This window comes from Arthrobacter sp. P1_B9 (assembly GCF_056406495.1).
In genome coordinates this window covers 130,629-151,739 of sequence record NZ_JBFUAA010000008.1, presented here as the reverse complement: position 1 = coordinate 151,739, position 21,111 = coordinate 130,629, and the positions used below count along the sequence as shown (strand labels likewise).

The window sequence follows — 21,111 nt, the reverse complement described above, 5'->3', positions numbered from 1 at the left end:
TCCTGCAGAGAATCATGAGATCTTCACCGGGCGTCCGGCCGGCCGCCGTCACGGCCCGCGGCTGGGGCTGGCGGCATGCCGGACGGACCAGGCCCGCCGTCAGCGGCCTTGACCTGGACATCCGGCCGGGGGAGCGCGTGCTCCTGCTGGGGCCCTCCGGCGCCGGCAAGTCGACGCTGCTCCACGCCCTGGCCGGCGTTCTGGGCGACGGCGCGGCCGGCGACTCCGGGGACCCCGGCGACTCCGGCGACGCCGAGAACACAGACGAGACCGGCAGCCTCCTGATCGACGGTGCCGCGCCACGGGCGCGGCGCGGCCGCGCCGGGCTGGTGCAGCAGGACCCGGAAACGCAGGTGGTGCTCTCCCGCCTCGGCGACGACGTCGCCTTCGGGGCGGAGAACCTCGCCGTCCCGGCGGCGGAGATCTGGCCGCGCGTGCGCGAGGCCCTCGACGACGTCGGGCTGGGACAGCTGCCGCTGGACCACCCGACGGCGGCCCTCTCCGGCGGCCAAAAGCAACGGCTCGCGCTCGCCGGGATCCTCGCGATGCGGCCAGGGCTGCTGCTGCTCGACGAGCCGACCGCCAACCTCGACCCCGCGGGCGTCCTGGAGGTCCGCGACGCCGTGGGCCGCTGCCTGGACAAGACGGGCGCCACGCTGGTGGTCGTGGAGCACCGGGTGGGGGTCTGGAAAGACCTGGTGGACAGGATCGTGGTGCTGCAGCCAGGGGCCGCCACGGACTCCGCGGTCTTGATTGACGGACCGCCGGACCGGGTCCTGGCCGAGGCGCGGGACATGCTCATCGGTGCGGGCGTCTGGGTGCCGGGCTACGTCCCGGCGACGCGGATGCGGACACCGGCGCGGGGCGCGGGACAGACTCTGCTCGCGGCCGACGCGCTCGCGGTGTCCCGCGAACGGCCGCGGCGGGCCGGGCTGCGCGACGGCTTCCGCACCATCGCGCCGCGTCCGGTCCAGTCCGGGGTCTCGGTCCGGGTCCGCGCCGGCGAGGCGCTGACCATCACCGGACAGAACGGCACAGGGAAGTCCACCCTGGCGCTGACGCTGGCCGGTCTCCTGCGGCCCGTCGCGGGAACAGTCTCGGCCACGGCGGAGCTGAGCAGTCCCGCCACCGGTCACTCCAGCGGTCACTCCAGTGGCCGCGTACGCGACGGCGCCGGACCCGATCCCTACCGGTGGAAGGCCCAGCAGCTGATCGCCAGGATCGGAACCGTCTTCCAGGAACCCGAGCACCAGTTCGTTACCGGCAAGGTCCTCGACGAGCTCATGTTCGGCCCGCGCCACCTCGGCTACGGCGAAGACCGCGTGGACGAACTGCTGGAGCGGCTGCGGCTGACGGAGCTTGTGGACGCCAACCCCTACACGCTCTCCGGCGGCGAGAAGCGGCGCCTTTCGGTTGCCACTGTGCTGGCGGCGCACCCCCAGGTGCTGGTCCTGGACGAGCCCACCTTCGGCCAGGATGCCAATACGTGGGCCGAACTCGCCTCGTTCCTCTCCGAGCTCCTCGACGCCGGCACCGCCGTCGTGTCCGTGACGCATGACGCCGAATTCAGCGCCGTCCTCGGCGGCGCCGAACTCCGCCTCCGGCCACGGGAAACCGCCGCCGCGGACGCTCACGGCCCGGATCTCGAGCTGCCGGAGGGGGCCTCGCCTTGAGGGACGCGCTGAGCCTGCGCGGCAACCATGCGCTGCTGACCCGAGCCAACCCGCTCGCCAAGTTCACGGCGGTCACCCTGATCACCCTGGTCCTGGCGCTCTCCATTGACTGGGTGTCGGCGTCGGTGGCGCTGGCGTTCGAACTGCTGCTGCTGCCGCTGGCGGGCCTGACTGTGGCCTTGCTGTGGCAGCGCGGCTGGCCGCTGATCCTCGCGGCGGCGCTGGGCGGCTGGAGCACGGCCATCCTGGCGGCCGATTCCGGACCCGTCCTGCTCGATGCGGGGATCTGGTCCGTCAGCGCCGGTTCCCTGCAGCTGGGGATCGGCTTCATGCTCCGCGGGCTCGCGATCGCATTGCCCGCGGTGCTGCTGATGAGCTGTACCGACCCCACGGACCTGGCCGATGCCCTGGCCCAGAACGCGAAACTGCCGCACCGGTTCGTCCTGGGCACCCTGGCCGCGATGCGGCTCGTCGGAATCATGGCCGAGCAATGGCAGACCATCGGTATGGCCCGGCGGGCCCGCGGCGTGGGCTCGAGCGGCAACCCCTATCAGCGGTTCCGCGCCACGCTGGGCCAGAGTTTCGGCCTGCTGGTGCAGGCGATCCGGAGCGCCTCGCGGCTCGCGGTGACCATGGAGGCCCGCGGCTTCGGCGGTGCCGCCCGGACCTGGGCCCGGCCCTCGACGTTCAGCGGACTCGATGCCTGGGTGCTGCTGGGCGGGCTCGGCATCGCCGCCGCCGCCGTCGCCGCGGCCCTCGGCGCGGGCACCTGGAACCTCGTCTTCCTCACCCGCCAGTAGACAGGCGCCGCCGGCCGGGCAGCCCGGGCAGCCCGGCGGGGCGGGGCGGGAGTTCCGGCGGGCAGCCCGGGAGTTCCGGCGGGGCGGCCCGGGAGTTCCGGCGGCCTGCCGGTTATCGCATGGCGTGGGTATCCGTGTGAGATTGGCGCCATTCCGGCCGGAATTGCCGTGGTTTATAAATCATGCGTGATATTTTCGGGAGCATGACTCAACCGACTGCTGAACACGTAGGCATCCTGCTCCGCGAGGCGCGCGGCGCCAAGGGCTGGACCCAGGGGCAACTCGCCGCCGAGCTGGGCACCAGCCAGAGCGCCATCGCCCGGATGGAACAGGGCAAGCAGAACCTGAGCCTGAAGATGATCCAGCGCCTGGAGGCGATCGTCGGGCACAGCATCGTCAAGGTGGGCCGGCCCCAGATGACCCACCTGCGCGTCGAGGGCGGCCGCACCCTCGCCGGCGCGGTGGACGTCAACAGCAGCAAGAATGCCGGCGTCGCGCTGTTGTGCGCCAGCCTCATCAACCGCGGCACCACCACGCTGCGCAGGCTTGCCCGGATCGAGGAAGTCAACCGGATCGTGGAGGTGCTGACCAGCATCGGCGTCGAGTGCACCTGGCTCAACGCGAACGACCTCCAGATCCGCCGCCCCGCCGTCCTGGACCTGGCCTCCATGGATGTGGAGGCGGCCCGAAGGACCCGCAGCGTCATCATGCTCCTGGGCCCGCTGCTGGACGAGGCCGACACCTACCGGCTGCCCTACGCCGGCGGCTGCGACCTCGGCACCCGCACCGTGCAGCCGCATATGCAGGCACTGCGCCAGTTCGGCCTTAGCGTGGAGGCGAAGTCCGGGTTCTACGCGGTGCAGGCGCCGCCGTCGGACGGTCACGACCGCTCCTTCGTGCTCAGCGAACGCGGCGACACCGTCACCGAGAATGCCATCATGGCCGCAGCCCACCGCCGTGGCACCACCATCATCCGCAATGCCAGCCCGAACTACATGGTGCAGGACCTGTGCTTCTACCTGCAGATGCTCGGCGTGGACATCGCCGGGGTTGGCACCACCACGCTGAAGATCACCGGCCGCCCGTCGATCGACGCCGACATCGAATACTTCCCGTCCGAGGACCCCATCGAGGCGATGAGCCTCATCACCGCCGGCATCGTGACGAACTCGGAAGTCACCATCCGCCGCGTCCCGATCGAGTTCATGGAAATCGAACTCGCCACGCTCGAGCAGATGGGCCAGCGGCTCGAGGTTTCCGGGGAGTACTTTGCCCGCAACGGCCGCACCCGCCTGGTGGACGTCACCACCAAGCCTTCGGAGCTGCGGGCGCCGGAGGACAAGATCCACCCCATGCCCTTCCCCGGGCTGAACATCGACAACCTGCCCTTCTTCGCGGTGATCGCCGCCAACGCCCACGGCCAGACAATGATCCATGACTGGGTCTACGAGAACCGGGCCATCTACCTGACCGAGCTCAACAAGCTCGGCGCCCAGGTCCAGCTGCTCGATCCGCACCGCATTTACGTCAACGGGCCCAGCAAGTGGCGAGCGGCCGAGGTGGGCTGCCCGCCTGCCCTCCGCCCCGCCGCCTGCCTGCTGCTGGCCATGCTGGCGGCCCGTGGCGTCTCGGAGCTGCGGAACATCTATGTCATTGAACGCGGCTATGAGGACCTGGCTGAGCGGCTGAACACCATCGGGGCGAAGATCGAGTATTTCCAGGACTGAGCCCCGCGTTGGTGTGGGGCGTTTCGGCGGATCCTGACGCACAATAGATTCATGCGCACCTTCGGCGTGGAGGAAGAACTGCTGATAGTGGACCCCGAATCGGGGATGCTGCTTGCCCTCGCTGACCTCATGCTGCCGAGTCTGGTGCCGCCGCAACAGGAAGCCGCCAGGGTTCTCCCGGCACAGAAACCGGTCCACGAAGGCGCCGACTTCAGCTACGAGCTCAAGCTCGAACAGATCGAGACCCAGACGCATCCGTGCCTGGAATACACGGAACTGCTCCGGCAGCTCAGGCGTGGCCGGTCCCTTGCGGACCAGGCCGCCCGGGCGCACGGCGGCCGGGTCGCGGCCCTGGCCACGTCGCCCCAAGGCTCAGCCACCCACCTGACGCCGAATCCGCGCTATATGACCATGCAGCAGCGCTTCGGGCTCACCGTCCGGAACCAGCTGACCTGCGGCCTCCACGTCCACACCTTTGTGGAGTCTCCGGAGGAGGGCGTGGCGGTAATGGACCGGATCCGCGACAAGCTGGCCGTGCTGATAGCACTCAGCGCGAATTCCCCCTACTGGAACGGGGCCGAGACCGGATTCGAAAGCTACCGCACCCAGGCCTGGAACCGCTGGCCGGGCTCGGGACCCACGATGATCTTCGGCAGCCTGCCCGTCTACCGCCGCGTGGTCACCCGGCTGGTCGAAAGCGGCGTCCTGATGGATGAGGGGATGGTCTATTTCGACGCGCGGCTGGCCCGACAGCATCCCACCGTGGAGATCAGGGTCGCGGATGTCTGCCTGCGGGCCGAGGATGCTGCCCTGATTGCCGTACTGGTGCGCGCCCTCGTGGAGTCGGCCGCGCGGGAATGGGACGACGGCGTCGATCCCGCCCCGGTGCCCACGCTGCTGCTGCGGATGGCCGCGTGGCAGGCCAGCAATTGCGGACTGCGCGGGGAGCTACTGGACTTCGGAACCTTCACCCCGGCCCCGGCCGCGGACGTGGTCAGGGCGCTCGTGGACTTCGTGGCCCCGGTGCTTGAGGAACAGGGCGAGCTGGAACTGGCGCGCGAGGGCGTCGAGCGGATTCTGGCAGAGGGCACCGGTTCGCAGCTGCAGCGCGGCCCGTTCCGGGCCGGCGGCCTGCCCGCCGTCGTCGAGCGGGCCATCGAACTGACCACCGAGGGGCCCGTCGCCGAGGGGTCGGCAGACAATCGTTCGGCCCTGGGCCGGTTGCGCCCGGCCTGACCGGGAGCCCGCAACACTTGCGGGTGCGGGATGCCAAAAGAAAAAAAGGCCGAAGAGGCGCCGCATTTATTGCCGAATGCTGATAGGGAATCACGGTTGTTTAATGATTGCCGCCCAGCCCTTTTCAGTTAACCGTTCCGGGCAAGGGCGGCACGCCCCCGTTCGCCTTGCGAAAGCCGGAGCCGGGTAGTCGAAACAAGAAATATGAGTACTACCCGTGACCGCCTTTAATTCCATTCACTGAGGTTCGGGTATTGCCTACTCGGGCGCCCTGATAGGCCACTCGCCTTTACTGGAAGAGCAAGTTCAAGGTTTTCCGAAGGTTTCCCAGAAGGTCTCACAATGTCACGTAACACGCCGGGGGGCGGTTGTGCTGTGCCGCATATGCGCTGGTCAACGTCCTGCAATGCTCGCACAGCCCGCAGCGGCTGCACCTTTCGCCGACGCGGCACCCTGCCAAGGGTGCCGCGAACCGATTCGGAAAATTGCCTCTCCCACTTCCCAAAGCCAGGTTCGCTTATGCGCCCGGCCCTGAAGATCAAATCCGGCCCGGCACTGGGGTGCCGAACAACATAGGAATTGAATTCACATGGTCTCGATTTATGTCTTGCTCATCGTTTTCCTGATTACTTTTGTGGCCGCCGCCGCCCTTGGCCGGTCCTGGTTCCACCGCCGCCTGCGCCGTCCCGAACTGCTCCGCAGGATTTGCCTTCTTGCCGGCTCAACGCTGCTGGTGGCAAATCTGGCCAGCGTTTTCCTCGATGCGCCCGAGTTGTGGCGGACTGCCGACCTCACGCTCACCCTTGGCGGGCTCGCGTCCCTGGGCGTTGCTTTGACGGCCCTGCGCACCGGGGGAGCCCCGGCCCGCCAGCCGCGCAGAGTTCTGGCCATCGGCGCCCACCCCGACGACCTTGAACTTGCCTGCGGCGGTACCCTGGCGAAGTTCGTAGACTCCGGACACGAGGTGCAGGGGCTCGTCATGAGCGATGGCACCCGTGGAGGGGATCCCCTGGAGCGCTCCCTCGACGCGCGGCGCGGCGCGGCGTTCATGGGCCTCACCGGAATGACCCTTTACAACTTCACAGACACGGACCTGTTCCGGCACAGCCAGGAAATGGTGGGTGTCATTGAAGCCGCCATCGCCCGCTACAACCCGGACATCATCCTCACGCATTCCAACCACGACCAGCACCAGGACCATCAGGCCGTCCACATGGCGACGCTGCGGGCCGCCCGCCAGCACCACTCAATCCTCTGCTATGAAAGCCCGTCGGCAACGCGGGACTTCAGCCCGAGCGTCTTCATTGACATCGACGACTACCTTGACGCCAAGGTCCAGGCCGTGAGGATGCACAGCGACCAGCTCGCCAAGCCGTACATGACGCCCGAGCGGGTCCGCGGCATCGCCTCGTTCCGCGGCGGGCAGGCGCGGCGCCGGGTCGCCGAAGCCTACGAACCCGTCCGTCTCCTGAGCACGGAAATGGAAAAGCTGTGATGCCCCGCGTGCTGGTCACCGGCGCCGGAGGCCCCGCGGGCCGCGCCGTAGCTGCCCAGTTGAAGTCCCGTGGCGTTCCCGTCCTGGGCACGGACATCCGCGAACTGCCCGCCGGGGCGGGCCTCACCGTCGTCCCGGTGCCGCCGGCCTCGGACCCGGACATGGTCTCGGCTCTGCGCCGGCTTGTCGTCCAGGAGGGCATCAACCTGGTCATCCCCACGGTGTGTGAGGAACTCCCGCAGCTTGCGGGGTACCGTGCCGCCTTCGGGACCGACGTCCGGGTCATCATCGGCGATCCCGGTCCGGTGGCTCTCGCCAACGACAAGCTCTTCACGGCCTGGCAGCTGCAGACCGCCGGGGTCCCCGTGCCGAGATTCGGCGTGCCCAGGGACTTCGCCAATGCCGGTGCCGCCATGGCCGCGCTCGGCGGCCCCATAGTTCTCAAGCCGCGGGTCTCCCGCGGCGGACGCGGCGTGATGGTCATCGACGGCAGCAAACAGGTGGACTGGCACCGCCTGCCGGAAGGACTGATTGTCCAGGAGTTCATCCCGGGCACCGAATACGGCCCGATGGTCTTCGGCACCCCGGCGCACAACGGGGCCGCGCCGTTCGTCGTCGTCGTGGAGAAGACCGAACTGGCGCAGGGCAACGTGGGCAACGCCGTGAGCACCCGCCGCGCCGAAGCCGGCGAGGCCATGGACGTCGGAAATCTGGCGATGGCGGCCGTCCGCTCGCTGGGCCTCACGGGCCCGGTCGACGTCGACGTCCGCCGGCGTGCCGACGGGACCCCGGTGGTCCTTGAAGTGAACGCACGGTTCGGCGCGAACAGCGGGCGGGCCCCGGAACTGCTCGACGCCGTGCTGGCGTCGTTTGCCCTTCCCTCCTTCAACCCGGCCTCTTTCCGGCAAAGCACAGGAGCGTACGCCCATGTCCTGGTTTAGTTCCGCCTCCGCATCAGCCGTCCCCGGGGCCGAGTACCTCCTGCTCCTCATCGGCCTGCCGATTCTGGTGTTCGGGCTCGTGAAGCTGCTCGTGCTGCCGCTGTCCGTCTGGTTTGAACTCCGTGCGGGGCGCCGCCGCCGCCGCGCAACGCCCACCCTGCTGGATGAGCGGCCCAGCGTGTCGATCATCGTCCCGGCTTTCAACGAGGCGACCGTCATCGAAAACTGCGTCCGCTCCATTCAGCTCACCCTGTACGAGCGGTACGAGGTGGTGCTCGTGGATGACGGCTCCACTGACAACACGGCCGGGCTGATGCGCGCGCTCGCCGCGACGGATCCCCGGATCACGGTCCTGACCCAGGCCAATGCCGGCAAGGGGGCGGCCCTGAACCTGGGCATCCGCCACGCCACGGGCGAGGTCCTCATGTTTGTCGACGCTGACGGGATCTTCTCCCAGAACACCGTCAAGCGGATGCTCCAGGGTTTCACTGACCAGCGCACCGGGGCCGTGTGCGGCGACGACAGGCCGGTAAACCTGGACCGGGTCCAGACCCGGATGCTGGCCTTCATCAGCCATGTCGGCACCGGGATGGTCAGGCGCGCCCTGACCATGATCGGCTGCCTCCCGATCGTCTCCGGCAACATTGGGGCGTTCCCCCGCCGGATCCTGGAGGAGATCGGGCCGTTCCGCGAAGACACGGTAGGCGAGGACCTGGAACTCACCTGGCGGGTGCACAAGGCAGGCTACCGGGTGGTCTTCGCCCCGCGCGCGCTGGTCTATGCCGAGTCGCCGTCAACGGTCCGGGCGCTCTGGCGCCAGCGCGTCCGCTGGGCCCGCGGGCTGCTGCAGACCATGGGTGTGCACAAGCGCATGATCGGCAACCTCCGGCACGGACAGTTCGGCGCGTACCTGCTGTTCAACACCATCACCATGGTGGTGCTCCCGGTGCTCCAGATCCTGGTACTCGTGGATCTGGTCTTCCTCACGGCGCTGGGCCGCAGTCCGTTCGGCGCGGACGTCTGGGCAATCCTTGGCTGGGTGGGCCTGTTCATCACGTTGCTGCTCACGGTGTTTGCCCTGGCCATGAACAGGGCGTGGAAGGACCTGCGGCACGCCTGGGCGCTCCCGCTCATCCCGCTCTATTCCGTGTTTACGAGCCTGACTATGGTGGCCGCGCTGGTGCAGGAACTCCGTGGCAAGGAGGCGCACTGGAACAAGCTGACGCGGACCGGTGTGGTCAGCGTCACCGCCCCGGCGGTGCGCCCGGACGTCAGCGTTTGAGGCGCAGACCGGCTGCCTTCCCTGCCCTCGTGCTCCTGTCGGTGCTGGCCCTTTCTGCCACTGGGTGCGGCGGGCCGCAGGGACCCACGGCGCCCGCCGCGGAGCGCACTGTCGGCGTCGGCTACGAAACTGTGGTCGACGCCGCCTCGACGCTGCCGGAACTGGCCAGACGGCTCGATGAGGTCAACGCCAACAGCGTCACCATCAGCGTGGGGCGGCTGGACTGGACGGCGTTCCCTTGGGACGCCCACCCCGAGGTGGAGGCCGTCCCGGGCCGTGACCACGTGGCCGAAGCGGTCAAGGCACTGGGGACCGGCGGTGATGGCAGGAAACGCAGGATCACACTGACCATCGACCTGCTGATCCCCGGCTGGATCCGTACCAACCCGGGCCTGGCCGGCATCAACTTCGACGGCACCCGCTCCACGGAGTTCGCCAGCGTCAGCGCACTCACGACGGGACCCGTCGGGGAGCGGCTGGTCGACTTGGTGGCCGAGGTGACCAGGCGGTACCAGCCGGACGCCGTGGCCTTGACGGAACTGATGTTCGATAACAACACCTACGGCGGCGACGACCGCGATTCCTACCGGCTGGCCAGCGGCGGGACGGACTGGCCGCGGCTCGCGAACGGGGACATCGACGTCGAACACCCGAGCCTCGGGGCCTGGCGGTCGAAGGCGGTGGCGGCCATCGTGGCCAAGGCGGCGGCGGCCGCCCACGCGAACGGTGCCACGCTCGACATGGACGTCCGGGCGCCGTGGGACGATCCCGCCGGCGACCGGCCGGAGAGCGGCCATGACTACGGGCTGCTCGCCGCGGCCGCGGACCGGCTGGTCTTGTGGGACTACTTCGGGCTCAACGACGCCGCTCCGGCCTACTCCGCCGAGCTGGCCGCGGCCATGGCGAAGCGGTCCGGGAAGTTCGCCATCTCGGTCGGGATGTGGGCCAAGGACGGGCGCATCTCCGCCGCGGACCTGGCGGCCGGGCTGGAGGCGTCTGTCTCCGGCGGGGCGGCCGCCGTCGCCGTCACACCGTCCAGTATGCTCGACGACGACGCCTGGCGGGCGCTCAAGGCGGCCTGGGCCTGAGCGGCCATGGCCCTGGACCTGCTTGAGTGTTTAGACCTGTTTGAGCGCCTAGACCTGCTTGAGCGCCTGGCCGAGGTCGCGGATCAGGTCCTCCACATCCTCCAGGCCCACCGAGAGCCGGACCACGCCGTCGCTGAGCCCGATCGCCGCGCGGCCTTCCGGGCCCATCGCGCGGTGCGTGGTGGTGGCCGGGTGCGTGATGAGCGTCTTGGCGTCCCCCAGGTTGTTGGAGATGTCGATGATCCGCAGCGCGTCCAGGAGTGCGAACGCGGCCTGCTTCGCCGTGCGCCCGGGGGAGGGCTGCAGCTCCAGGGTGAGCACGGTCCCGCCGGCCTTCATCTGCTGCACTGCGAGCGGGTACTGCGGGTGGGACGGCAGCAGCGGGTACTTTACCCAGCCGACCGCGGGCTGTCCCTCGAGCCATTCGGCCAGCCGCAGCGCGGAGGCCGAGGAATGGTTGACGCGCAGGGCCATAGTCTCCAGGCCCTTGGTGAGCACCCAGGCGTTGAACGCCGAAAGCGCCGGACCGGTGTGCCGCATGAGCTGCTTGACGGGCCCGTCGATGAATTCCTTGGTGCCCAGGATGGCCCCGCCCAGGACGCGGCCCTGGCCGTCGATGTGCTTGGTGCCGGAGTAGACCACCACGTCCGCGCCGAGGTCGCCGCAGCGCTGGAGCAGCGGGGTGGCGAAGACGTTGTCAACCACCACCGTGGCGCCGGCCGCGTGCGCCAGTTTGCTCACGGCGGCGATGTCCACGATTTCCTGCATCGGGTTCGACGGCGACTCGAAGAACACCGCCGTGGTCGGCTCGGACAGCGCGGATTTCCACTGCTCCAGGTCCGGGCCGTCCACGAAGACCGTCTCGACACCCCAGCGCGGCAGGATTTCGTTGAGGATCACGAAGCACGAGCCGAACAGCGAGCGGGCCGCGACCACCCGGTCGCCGGCCGCCAACAGCGCGCCCAGGGCGGTGAAGACGGCGGACATGCCGGACGCCGTCGCGAAACACGCCTCCGTTCCCTCGAGCAGCCGGAGCCGCTCCTGGAAGGTGGCGACGGAGGGGTTGCCGTAGCGGGAGTAGACGAAGCGCTCGTCCTCACCGGTGAAGGCGCGCTCGGCGGCGGCCGCGGTCTCGTAGACGAATCCTGAATTGAGGAAGATCGGCTCGGTGGTTTCCTGGAAGCCGGTGCGGTCAAGGCCGCCACGGACGGCCTGGGTGTCGGCCGCCCAGCCGGCGGCGTCGGGATTGAAAGTCACTTAGATCTTTCCGAGGTTGGTGGGCAGGCCGCGGTTCTTCCAGCCATTGACGGTGCGTTCGCCAAAGCGGTCGGTCTCGCCTTCGAAGCCCTCAAGGACGTTGTACGAGGTGTAGCCGGCGGCCGTCGCGGCCGTCGCGGCCGCGATCGACCGGGCCCCGGAACGGCAAAGGAACACCAGTTCGACGGCGGTGTCCTCCGGCGCCTGCTGCCTTAGCTGTTCCACGAAGTGCGGGTTCGGCGTGCCGCCAGCGAGGTTCCACTGGATGAAGAGCGGATCGTTGCGGCTCTCGCCCGCGGCCGCGGTGTCCGGGATGCCGATGTGGGCCCATTCGCCCTCGGTCCGGACATCCACCAGGATGGCTCCGGCCTCCAGCTTGGCCCACGCCTCCTGCGGGCTGAGGTCTCCGGCGTAGCTCATGCGTGGCCCGCGAAGGCCCCGTCGGCGCCAAATTCGTCGGCGTCGAGCTCATCAACCGCATTGGCCACGGCGGCGTCCGCACTGGCAATCGCGGCCGGCAGGACCAGCGCCTGCGCCACGATCACGGTGCTTCCGTTGAAGCTGGCGGCGGGGCTTCCATGCAGCACGTAGCCCTCGGCCAGGGCGGCTGACACCCGCTCGCAAAAGGCGCGGTCATCCGCCCCGGTGAACAGGCGGTAGGCCAGCCTCTCCTCGCCCCCGGATGCTGAACCGGGTGCTGTGCCGGGTGCGGCTGTTGTGGGTATTGACGTGTCGGGCACGACGGATCTCCTCTTTCACGCTTGCAGCTCGAATTCTCGAATGCCGAGTATTCACCTGAGGCACCCCGCCGCGAAAGGGAGGGTTGCCGACCGGCCAGTCAGGGCTTGGCACCGGTTCTCATTACTCCCCAAAAACGTAACACCTGCGACGCCGGCCCGCACCGCCGCCGTCGTCATGTTCCGTAACCGGACCGCGGCCCGGGCGAGTAGTGGCGGGCTCCAGTTTCGGGTACAGCCCACTCGTGTCTGCCGGGACGTTTCGCCGTTTACTGGGGGGATTAGGTCCGACGAGTCGGCCGGAGCTGCAGGTGATTCGAGCAATGTGTGAATCAAGCAGTCCCGGAATCGACTCGTCTGTCCATCAACAAGCTGTCTGGGAATCGGTGGCTGGAACGGTCGGAGCCGCAGCCGCGGTCCGGCCGGTGACGGCGGAATGGAGCAATCGTGGGCCCGCGCATACTCGTTACCGGGATTACAAGCGCCGCCGGACGGGCCGTCGCGGCCCTGCTCGAAGCCCGGGGCCTCCCGTACCTCGGCTCCGACGCCCGTGCCGACACCCGTCAGGCCGGGGAGGCTCCCGCCGCCGCGGTCAGGCTCCTGCCGGCGACGAACCCGGACATGGTCCTGGACCTGCGCCGGGTGGTGGACCGCGAAGCCATCAACGTCATCATTCCGACCCTCACCGTGGAACTCCCGGTCCTGGCCGCGGCCCGCGCGGGATTCGCCCAGGACGTGCGGATCATCGTGGCCGACCCCGCCGCGGTTGCCCTCGCCAACGACCACCTGTTCGCCACCTGGGCGCTGCAAGCGGCCGGCATCCCGGTGCCCCGGTTCGCGGTTCCGGGCGACCTCGCCGCCGCGCCGGCTTCCCTCGCCGGCCTCAGCGGCCCCGTGGTGGTCAAGCCGCGGGTCTTCAAAGGCTCCCATGGGATCCACCTGCTGGCCGGAACCGACTCCGTTAGCTGGAAGAACATGCCGGCGGGGCAACTGGTCCAGGAATTTATCCCGGGCGCCGACTATGTGTGCCTGGTGTTCGGCACCCCGGCACGCAACGCGATGGCGCCGGTGGCGGTGGTCCTCGAGAAGACCAGGACTCCGTATGGACGCGCCGGCAGCGACGAGGTCAGCCGCAGGGTGCCGGCGAACCAGGCCGGGGATGTGCGCAAGCTGGGCCTGGCCGCCGTCCGCACGCTCGGGCTGACCGGGCCGGTCCAGGTCCAGATCCGCCGCCGCACCGACGGAACGCCCGTGGTGCTGGGTGTCTGCGCGACCCTGGGGGAGAACAGCACCTGGGCCCCGGAAATGCTCGACGCCGTGCTCGCAACCTTCATGCTCCCGGCGTTCAACCCGGCCTCGTTCCGCCTGTGCCCGGCAGTGCCCGCAGACGCCCTGGGGTGAGCGCAACACCAACGCGGGGTCACTTACGGCCCATCCGGGGACATGGGATGGGCCGTAACTGACCCCGCGTTGCTATTCGATGGTCGCGAAGAGGGCGTTGAGTTCGGCCGTGAGCTGGCGCCGCAGTTCCGGGGTGCCGATTTCCTGCCCGTCGATGTGGTTCACCGGGGCCAGGAGCCGGATGCTGGAGATCAGCCAGACCGCGTCGGCGTCCAGCAGGTCCTTCGGCTCCAGCGGGCCGTAACCCAGCTCCCAGCCGGCGGCCTTGGCGGCGGTGAACAGGGCGCCCTGTGACGTGCCGGGCAGGATGCCGCTGTCCAGCTGGGGAGTGATGAGCCGCCGGATGGTGCGGACGCCGCCGGCGCCGTCGTCCGAGGTTTCCAGGTGGGCCAGCAGAACGGTCGACGTCGGACCTTCCAGCACCCGGCCATCCGCGGACGTGAAGATGACGTCGTCGGCGCCCTGCCGGTGGGCGTAGCGCAGCGCCGCCATGTTCACGGCGTACGAAAGGGTCTTGGCGCCGAGCAGGAGCCACGGGGCGCGCTCGCCGACTTCACTGTCGTAGCCGCGGTCGAGCAGGATGACGTCGATCCCGGTCTCGCGCTGCCGCCGTCCCGCGGCCGCCGGGGCGGAGGCCTGGACCCAGCATGTGGGGGCAGCCGCGCCCTCCGGCCCGCGGGTGACAATCAGCTTCACCACCACCTCGTCCTGCTCCGCGCCGCCCGTTGCAGCCGCGGCGGGTTCCTGCCCCCGGAACTCGCGGATGGCGGTTTCCACCGCCCGCCGCCATGCGTCCTCGGCGGGGATGTCCAGCTCCAGAAGCCGGGCAGAGCCCGCCAGCCGGGTCAGGTGCGCCTGGATCTTGCGGGGCCGGCCGCCGACGGCCAGGAGGGATTCGAAAACACCGTCGCCGCGGGTGGCGCCCAGGTCCGTGGCCATCAGCTGCGGCTGCGACGCGTCGGCAACGCGGCCGCCGTCGAACGCCGGGTCGAGGAAGACCAGAACGGTCGCGGGTGCGGGAACAGGGGCAGGAGTGGTCATGGCTAAAGCTTAGTCTCGGTGGTCCCGGGATAGGATTTGGTCACTGCCCGTTCGGAACTGTTCCGCGTGGCTTGTACGTTGAGGGGTTCGCCTGTGTTTTGGCCATTTCCGCTGGCGGAGACTTTACCGTCCTGGGCGATTCTGATTTTGACCGTGATCGACTTCGCCATCCGAGTGCTGGCACTGGGCATCATCCCCGGAAACCGGCGGCCCACCACCGCGATGGCGTGGCTGCTGGGCATCTTCATCGTGCCGACCATCGGCCTGCTCCTGTTCCTGCTGTTCGGCAACTTCCGGCTCTCCCGCAAGCGCCGCGCGCAGCAGGACGCGGTCAATACCCGAGTGCGCGCCGGGACCTCGGAACTGGCGATGCTGGAAAGCCGCTACGCCGGACCCGAATGGGTGGCTTCCGCCGCGGAACTGAACAAGACGCTGGGCTCGCTGCCGATGGTGGACGGCAACCAAGTGGAGCTGCTGCCCGGCTACCCCGACTCCATCAAGGCGATGGCCGAGGCGGTCCGCGGCGCAAAGTCCTTCGTCAACGCCGAGTTCTACATCATGAGCTCGGACCACGTCACGGACGATCTGCTGACTGCGCTGGAAGAGGCCGCCGAGCGCGGCGTCGAGGTCCGTGTCCTGTTCGATCACCTTGGCACGCTTCGCATCAAGGGCTATCGCAAGCTGATCGCCCGGCTCAAGGCCAGCAAGATTCGCTGGCGGCCCATGCTGCCGCTCAACCCGCTGCAGGGGCAGTGGCGCCGACCGGACCTGCGCAACCACCGCAAGATCATGGTGATCGACGGCGAGATCGCCTTCACCGGATCGCAGAACCTGATCGAGCCCTCCTACAACAACCCCAAGCACCGCAAGATCGGCCGCGAATGGGTCGAGCTGATGGCCTGCCTGCGTGGACCGATTGTCACCACGCTCAACGTCGTCTTCGCCACGGACTGGCTCAGCGAGACCGACGAATCCATTGAGGAACAGCTCGCGCACCGGCCCGAACTGCACGCCGGCAACATCACCGCCCAGGTGGTGCCCAGCGGCCCCGGCTTCATCACCGAAAACAATCTGCGGCTCTTCAACACGCTGATTTACTCGGCTCAGCGCAAGATCTCGATCTGCAGCCCGTACTTCGTCCCTGATGACTCGCTGCTGTATGCGGTGACGACGGCGGCGCAGCGCGGCGTCGACGTCGAACTCTTCGTCTCGGAAAAAGGCGACCAGTTCCTGGTCCACCACGCCCAGCAGTCCTACTATGAGGCGCTGCTTGAAGCCGGGGTGCGGATCTACCTCTACAAGGCCCCCTTCGTGCTGCACGCCAAGCACTTCACGATCGACGACGACGTTGCCGTGCTGGGTTCCAGCAACATGGACATGCGCTCCTTCTCGCTGAACCTGGAGGTCTCGGTGATGCTCCTGGGGGAGGACATCGTGCGGCGGATCAGCGCCGTGGAGGACACCTACCGGGGCATTTCGCGCGAACTTACGCTCGAGGACTGGATGAAACGTCCGATGGGCGTCAAATACGTGGACAACGTCGCGCGGCTGACGGCCACCCTGCAGTAGCCGGGGCCGGCGGGACAGCCGACTCAGCCCGTGGGAAACCCGGCGCCGAGCGTCGAGAGGACGCCGAACGCTTTGGTCCGGATTTCGTCGTACTCCTCCTGCGGGGTCGAGTCGGCGGTGACAGCGCCGCCGACGCCGAGACTCAGTTCCGCGGCACCCTCGCCGAGGGCGCTGACCACGAGGGTCCGGATTGCCACGGCGAGGTCGGCGGCCCCGTTCAGGGAGAAGTAGCCGATCGCCCCGGAGTACACGCCGCGCGGCGCGGCCTCCAGCCGGTCCAGGATGGCCATGGTGCTGACCTTCGGGGCGCCGGTCATCGAACCCGCGGGGAAGCAGGCCGCAACCGCCTCGGCCCGCGGCATCCCGGGCCGCAGCCGGGCATCGATGGTGCTCACCATCTGGTGCACGGTGGCGTAGCTCTCGATCGCGCACAGCCGGCTGACGGCCACCGAACCCGGGACGGCGAAATGGCTCAAGTCGTTGCGCAACAGGTCCACGATCATGATGTTTTCCGCCCGGTCCTTGGCCGAAGACTCCAGCTCCTGGCGCAGGGCGGCATCCGTGCCTGGATCTGTGTCCCGGCGGCGCGTGCCCTTGATCGGCTCGGCCCGCATCCTGCCGTCCGCGGCAATCTGCAGGAACCGCTCCGGCGACGTGCTCGCCACGGCGAGCCCGCCGAACCGCAGGAAGCTGGCGAACGGGGCCGGGTTCCGGTGCCGCAGGTCCAGGTAGGCCGGCCACGGATCCACGCCGTGAGGCCCCGCGGGCGAGGCAGCCGTGAGCACCGTGGTCAGGCAGACCTCGTAGGTGTTTCCTTCCGCGATCTCACGCTGGGCCTCGGTGACCTTCGCCTTGTAGCCGGCTTCCGAGTCCCGGGCGGCGAAGCGCGGGGCGGAGGGTTTCGGGGCGCTGACACGCTGGGCCGGGGAGGCATGAGCGGCCGCTTGCGCCGACGCGGCCGCGGTGACGGCCGTGCGTGCCGTCTGAAGCCAGTCCCCGGCGTCGGGTGCGTCCAGGGTCAGCAGCCAGGCTGTGCCCTCGGCATGGTCAAGGACCACGGCACGGCCGGCGAAGATCAGGCAGGCGTCCGGGGTGGCGGCGGTGACGTCGTTCCCGCCGGTTTCGCGCTTGAGCTCGTAGCCGAGGTACCCGAGCCAGCCCAGGGTGAACTCGCACGGGTAGGCCTCGGGTGCGCGGAGCGCGCGGCGGCCCCACACGCCGTCGAGCCAGCGGAAGAACGGGCCATCGGTGGTCACGGTGGCCTGGCCCGTGCTGACGCGGGTCCGTCCGGAACTGTGCCGGACGGCCTGGCCGAAGCGGCCGCCGTCGTCGGCCAAAATGCTGAAGCGGCTCCGCTCCGCTGCCTCCGGGGCCAGCCCTGCCGGGTCCAGGGAGGAGTCGAGCCACACGGCGTTGGGTGAACCGCCAAAGAGCGCCGCAAACAGCTGCCCGGCCTCGGGCCGGGCCTCGATCCGTTCTGCCAGCAACTGCAGCCCGCGCCGGGCGGCGAGTTCGGGCAGCAGGGCAGGGGCGACGGCGGGAAGGTACTGAAGGGCCTGCAGGACGTCGTCCGGGGCGGTGCCGTCCGCCAGGTTGAGCACGTGCAGATCCGCGCGGGACGGGACGTCATCGGCCGCCAGCCACTCCGCTTCCTGCGCAGCCCACTGGTCCCAAAACGGTTCGTAGGTGTCGCCGTCCCGGGCCAGCGCCCGGGCCCGGCGGTCCGCGTCGGAGGAGTCCGCCCAGATCACGGCGTCCAGCAGGGGCACTGCGGCCGCCGCGGCGGCACCGACGCCCTCCACCAGGACGATTTCGGCCGGGCGTGTGGTGCGGGCCTCGCCGTCGTAGTGCCGTGCCCAGTCCCAGCTGACCCATTCCGCGTTCTCCCCGCGCCGCAAGGGCGAAAGCACGGTGGTGACGTAGCGCTCGATCCCCGCCGCCAGCCCGTTCCAGCCGGGATAGATGTCCTCGAGGTGGAAGAGCGAGACCTTGTGGTGTTCCCTCAACCGCGCCGCCAGTTCGATGGCCAGGGTGGTCTTGCCGGAGCCGGAGCGCCCGTCGATTGCGATGATGACGGGTGCGGGGCTCATGAAATAGAGCGTACCGGCTGCTGTGCATTGGCTTGATCACTGCCGTGATGTTGCCCGTCCTGCCGCCCAAGCTCGGTGCGTACGTGCTGCACAATCCCCGGAAGGGAGGCCCGGATGAGGTTCCAGGTGGTGTCGAAGTCGGTGTGGCCGCCGTACCACGGGTCCTCGATGCCCTGCTCCAGCGGGTCCTCGTCGGCCACGGCGGGGTCGAAGCTGCGGAGCATGCGGATCTTGGCCAGCGAGACCCGGTCCGGTGCTGCCTGCCGGAGCCAGCCGTAGTGGTCGACGTCGAGGGCCAGGATCAGATCCCGGCTCGCGAACCATTCGGGCCGCCATTCGCGCGCCACGTGGCGGTCCGAAGCGATGTTCTGCGCCGTGAGTTTGCGCGCTGCCCGGGGATCGATGGGCCGGCCGGCCTCATACGCGGTGGTGCCGGCGGAATCGACCACGGCCCCCGTGAGGCGCTCGGCCCGGAATGCCTCCGCCAGCATAAGTTCCGCCATCGGGGACCGGCAGATGTTTCCGGTGCAGACCGCGATGATCCGGTACTGGCTCGACATTGAGGTCATAGCTAAGCATGAACGATCCCGGGCCTCTTGGCTAGCTGGCCGCCGCGAAGTATTACAAAAGATGTCAACTGACTTTTACTTGTTGTCATGCCCGGGCCCGGGTGCGGCCGGGCCCAGCCCAAGGTGCCGGACCAGCGCGTCGAGGACCGGCAGCTGGCCCTTGACCAGCCTGGACCGGGCTGCGGGCTCGGCGGTCCATTCCGCGCGGTCGATCTCGGGGAAGCTGCCGATCGTGCCGGATCCCCTCGGCCACTCCAGCTCGAAGGTGTTGCTCACGATGCGTTCGGGCTGGAAGTCCGTTTCCGCCGTGAAGACCGTGATGATCTTGCCGGAGGGCTGGCGGAAGTCGCCGAGCCGGTGGTAGTCGGCGGCGGGTGCCGGTGTGCCGATTTCCTCCGCGAACTCGCGGTGCGCGGCCGCCAGGGGGTCCTCGTCGGCGAGGTATTCCCCCTTGGGGATGGACCAGCCGCGGGAGTCCTTGCGGGCCCAGAACGGTCCGCCCATGTGGGCTATCCAGAGCTCAAGCTGCGGTGTGCTGCCGGATGGCGGCGCCCCGCCGGGCGGTGATGCACCCCTTAGCCGGTACAGCAGAAGGCCGGCGCTGCGAACGGTCATGGCTCCCTCCTGCCCCAAGGGTATTCCCCCAGTGCTTGAGCGGCCGCGATCAGGCCGCCGGCCCCCACAGCGCCTTGCGGAGCAACCCCTTGAGGGTTTCGATCTCCGGGGCACTGAGGCCGGCCAGGGCGGCGGATTCCGCGTCCCGCGCCGCGGCCTCGGCCCGCCGGAAGAGGGCTTCCCCCTCCGGGGTCGAGGAAACAATCTTGGCGCGCCGGTCCAGCTTCCCAGGCGCCCGGATCACCAGCCCGCGCTTCTCCAGCTCGTCGATCAGGGCGACAATCTGGCTCGGGTCCAGGCTGAGGAACTCGGCCATCTCCCGCTGGGTCGGTTCCAGCCCGCTGTTGGCCAGGGCCAGCACCGAATAGGAGCGCTCCTTGAGATCGAACGCGGCCAGGGCGCGGTTGTTCAGGGCCGACCCGCCGGCATGCACCTTGGCCAGCAGGAAACCCGCGTCCAGGCTGATGGTTGCCGCCGTGAGCTTCTCCGCAGGCTCGGTGCCCGGCTCGTCGTCAACTTCGGTCGCCATGCCCAACTCCAATAGTCCAAAAAATAAATCATTGACTTTTTCAACTATCCATATTTTCATGGATACAGAACAGCATCCCATGCCGCGGGGCCGGATGCACAAGGCAGCTAGCAAAGGAGCGGCAATGAGCCTGTCAGGAAAAGTAGCAATCGTCACCGGAAGCGGACGGGGCCTCGGCCTGGCCTACGCCCGGGAACTGGCCCGCCAGGGCGCCGCCGTCGTCGTCAACGATGTGGACGCCGAGGTCGCCGCCGACGCTGTCCGGACGATTCAGTCCGACGGCGGCCGCGCAGCCGCCGTCGTCGCCCCGGTGGGCAGCTCCGACGTCGCCAAGAAGCTCGTGCAGGCGGCCGTCACGGAGTTCGGCCGGCTGGACATCCTGGTCACCAACGCCGGCATCCTGCGGGACAAGAGCCTGCTGAAGATGACGGACGAGGACTTCGACGCCGTGATCAACGTCCACCTGCGCGGCACCTTCACCTGCGCCCGGGAGGCCTTCGGCTACTTCAAGGAGCACGGCATTCCCGGCCGCATCATCACCATCGGCTCCCCGACGGGCCAGCGCGGCAACTTCGGCCAGACCAACTACGCCGCCGCGAAGGCCGGAATCGTGGGCATGGTGCGCACCTGGGCGCTGGAAATGAAGAAAGCCGGCGTCACCGCCAACGCCGTCATTCCCGTGGCCGCCACCGCCATGACCAAGACCGTCCCGTACTTCCAGAAGGCCGTCGAGGCCGACGAGCGCGGCGAGACGATGCCGGCCTTCTTCCGCCACGACCTCGGGTTTGGCACGGCCGGCGACGTCGCCGGGCTGGTGGCCTTCCTGGCCTCCGACGCGGCCGCCGGCGTCACCGGCCAGGCAATCGGGGCGGGCGGTGACCGGCTGCAACTCTGGACCCACCCCGACGCCGCCGCCACCGAATACCGCGAGGGCGGCTGGGGCTACCAGGATCTGGTGGACAACTTCGGCGCGCTCTTCGGGGACAAGCTGCAAAGCGTCGGCGAGGACTTCCTGCCGCTGCCGGCGGAACTGCAGCCCGAACCGGCCGAGGTCCGCTGAG

Annotated in this window: 19 protein-coding genes and 1 riboswitch; of the genes, 11 read left to right on the top strand and 8 right to left on the bottom strand. The window is 69.0% G+C overall.

The annotated features are described in order from the left end of the window. The first annotated feature begins 14 nt into the window (after positions 1–14). From AC1D1A_RS13105 to AC1D1A_RS13070, 8 genes are all read left to right on the top strand, one after another. Positions 15–1,673 carry an ABC transporter ATP-binding protein gene (locus AC1D1A_RS13105; protein ID WP_476947888.1) on the top strand — a complete coding sequence of 553 codons (1,659 nt, stop codon included), beginning with the start codon at positions 15–17 and terminating at the stop codon, positions 1,671–1,673. Further along, a complete protein-coding gene (locus AC1D1A_RS13100; RefSeq protein WP_476857324.1) occupies positions 1,670–2,473 on the top strand; it encodes an energy-coupling factor transporter transmembrane component T family protein in 804 nt (267 codons plus the stop codon). Before AC1D1A_RS13105 ends, AC1D1A_RS13100 begins: the two co-directional genes overlap by 4 nt. 203 nt (positions 2,474–2,676) lie before the next feature. Then, the gene (locus AC1D1A_RS13095; protein WP_028275394.1) at positions 2,677–4,200 is read left to right on the top strand and encodes a UDP-N-acetylglucosamine 1-carboxyvinyltransferase; all 1,524 of its coding nucleotides are present in this window, start codon (positions 2,677–2,679) and stop codon (positions 4,198–4,200) included. Positions 4,201–4,251: 51 nt separating this feature from the next. Next, positions 4,252–5,436: a glutamate--cysteine ligase 2 gene (locus tag AC1D1A_RS13090; RefSeq protein ID WP_476947887.1), complete on the top strand. Its 1,185-nt coding sequence runs from the start codon at positions 4,252–4,254 to the stop codon at positions 5,434–5,436. A gap of 589 nt (positions 5,437–6,025) precedes the next feature. After that, the gene (locus AC1D1A_RS13085; RefSeq protein ID WP_223915228.1) at positions 6,026–6,931 is read left to right on the top strand and encodes a PIG-L deacetylase family protein; all 906 of its coding nucleotides are present in this window, start codon (positions 6,026–6,028) and stop codon (positions 6,929–6,931) included. Further along, a complete protein-coding gene (locus tag AC1D1A_RS13080) occupies positions 6,931–7,872 on the top strand; it encodes an ATP-grasp domain-containing protein (RefSeq protein ID WP_476947914.1) in 942 nt (313 codons plus the stop codon). The genes AC1D1A_RS13085 and AC1D1A_RS13080 overlap by 1 nt, the downstream gene beginning before the upstream one ends. Further along, on the top strand, positions 7,859–9,154 hold the full coding sequence (locus tag AC1D1A_RS13075; RefSeq protein WP_230008213.1) for a glycosyltransferase family 2 protein: 1,296 nt from the start codon (positions 7,859–7,861) through the stop codon (positions 9,152–9,154). Before AC1D1A_RS13080 ends, AC1D1A_RS13075 begins: the two co-directional genes overlap by 14 nt. After that, entirely contained in the window at positions 9,151–10,242 is a 1,092-nt protein-coding gene (locus tag AC1D1A_RS13070) for a hypothetical protein (protein ID WP_476947886.1), read from the top strand. Before AC1D1A_RS13075 ends, AC1D1A_RS13070 begins: the two co-directional genes overlap by 4 nt. A 48-nt stretch (positions 10,243–10,290) precedes the next feature. Here the strand turns inward: AC1D1A_RS13070 and AC1D1A_RS13065 are convergent, their stop codons facing one another. Genes AC1D1A_RS13065 through AC1D1A_RS13055 form a run of 3 tightly spaced genes read right to left on the bottom strand, consistent with a single transcriptional unit; the run spans position 10,291 to position 12,224 of the window. Beyond that, a complete protein-coding gene (locus tag AC1D1A_RS13065) occupies positions 10,291–11,499 on the bottom strand; it encodes an O-succinylhomoserine sulfhydrylase (protein ID WP_476947885.1) in 1,209 nt (402 codons plus the stop codon). Beyond that, on the bottom strand, positions 11,500–11,919 hold the full coding sequence (locus AC1D1A_RS13060; protein WP_476850764.1) for a rhodanese-like domain-containing protein: 420 nt from the start codon (positions 11,917–11,919) through the stop codon (positions 11,500–11,502). Then, the gene (locus AC1D1A_RS13055; protein WP_476871783.1) at positions 11,916–12,224 is read right to left on the bottom strand and encodes a DUF1737 domain-containing protein; all 309 of its coding nucleotides are present in this window, start codon (positions 12,222–12,224) and stop codon (positions 11,916–11,918) included. Before AC1D1A_RS13055 ends, AC1D1A_RS13060 begins: the two co-directional genes overlap by 4 nt. Positions 12,225–12,251: 27 nt before the next feature. Beyond that, positions 12,252–12,365, bottom strand: a riboswitch (SAM riboswitch). Positions 12,366–12,683: 318 nt separating this feature from the next. Between AC1D1A_RS13055 and AC1D1A_RS13050 the strand changes: the two genes are divergently transcribed. After that, positions 12,684–13,637 (top strand): ATP-grasp domain-containing protein, encoded by a 954-nt coding sequence (locus AC1D1A_RS13050; protein ID WP_476947884.1) that lies wholly within the window; start codon positions 12,684–12,686, stop codon positions 13,635–13,637. Positions 13,638–13,709: 72 nt separating this feature from the next. On the opposite strand, the gene AC1D1A_RS13045 is transcribed toward AC1D1A_RS13050, so the two are convergent. Then, entirely contained in the window at positions 13,710–14,678 is a 969-nt protein-coding gene (locus AC1D1A_RS13045) for an aminodeoxychorismate lyase (RefSeq protein WP_476850762.1), read from the bottom strand. A 93-nt stretch (positions 14,679–14,771) separates the two neighbouring features. Between AC1D1A_RS13045 and cls the strand changes: the two genes are divergently transcribed. Beyond that, complete coding sequence (gene cls / locus AC1D1A_RS13040; RefSeq protein WP_374706716.1) at positions 14,772–16,247, top strand: cardiolipin synthase; 1,476 nt, start codon at positions 14,772–14,774, stop codon at positions 16,245–16,247. A gap of 23 nt (positions 16,248–16,270) precedes the next feature. On the opposite strand, the gene pabB is transcribed toward cls, so the two are convergent. From pabB to AC1D1A_RS13020, 4 genes are all read right to left on the bottom strand, one after another. Beyond that, entirely contained in the window at positions 16,271–18,337 is a 2,067-nt protein-coding gene (pabB, locus tag AC1D1A_RS13035) for an aminodeoxychorismate synthase component I (RefSeq protein ID WP_476947883.1), read from the bottom strand. Beyond that, a complete protein-coding gene (locus AC1D1A_RS13030; RefSeq protein ID WP_476850760.1) occupies positions 18,334–18,906 on the bottom strand; it encodes a low molecular weight protein-tyrosine-phosphatase in 573 nt (190 codons plus the stop codon). Before AC1D1A_RS13030 ends, pabB begins: the two co-directional genes overlap by 4 nt. A 75-nt stretch (positions 18,907–18,981) precedes the next feature. Beyond that, positions 18,982–19,521 (bottom strand): NUDIX hydrolase, encoded by a 540-nt coding sequence (locus AC1D1A_RS13025; RefSeq protein WP_476947882.1) that lies wholly within the window; start codon positions 19,519–19,521, stop codon positions 18,982–18,984. 49 nt (positions 19,522–19,570) lie between these two features. Then, on the bottom strand, positions 19,571–20,050 hold the full coding sequence (locus AC1D1A_RS13020) for a MarR family winged helix-turn-helix transcriptional regulator (RefSeq protein ID WP_476947881.1): 480 nt from the start codon (positions 20,048–20,050) through the stop codon (positions 19,571–19,573). A 124-nt stretch (positions 20,051–20,174) separates the two neighbouring features. Here AC1D1A_RS13020 and AC1D1A_RS13015 point away from each other — a divergent pair, with 124 nt between their 5' ends. Beyond that, positions 20,175–21,110, top strand: a complete 936-nt coding sequence (locus AC1D1A_RS13015) for an SDR family NAD(P)-dependent oxidoreductase (protein WP_476857333.1) — start codon at positions 20,175–20,177, stop codon at positions 21,108–21,110. Position 21,111: the final 1 nt, after the last annotated feature.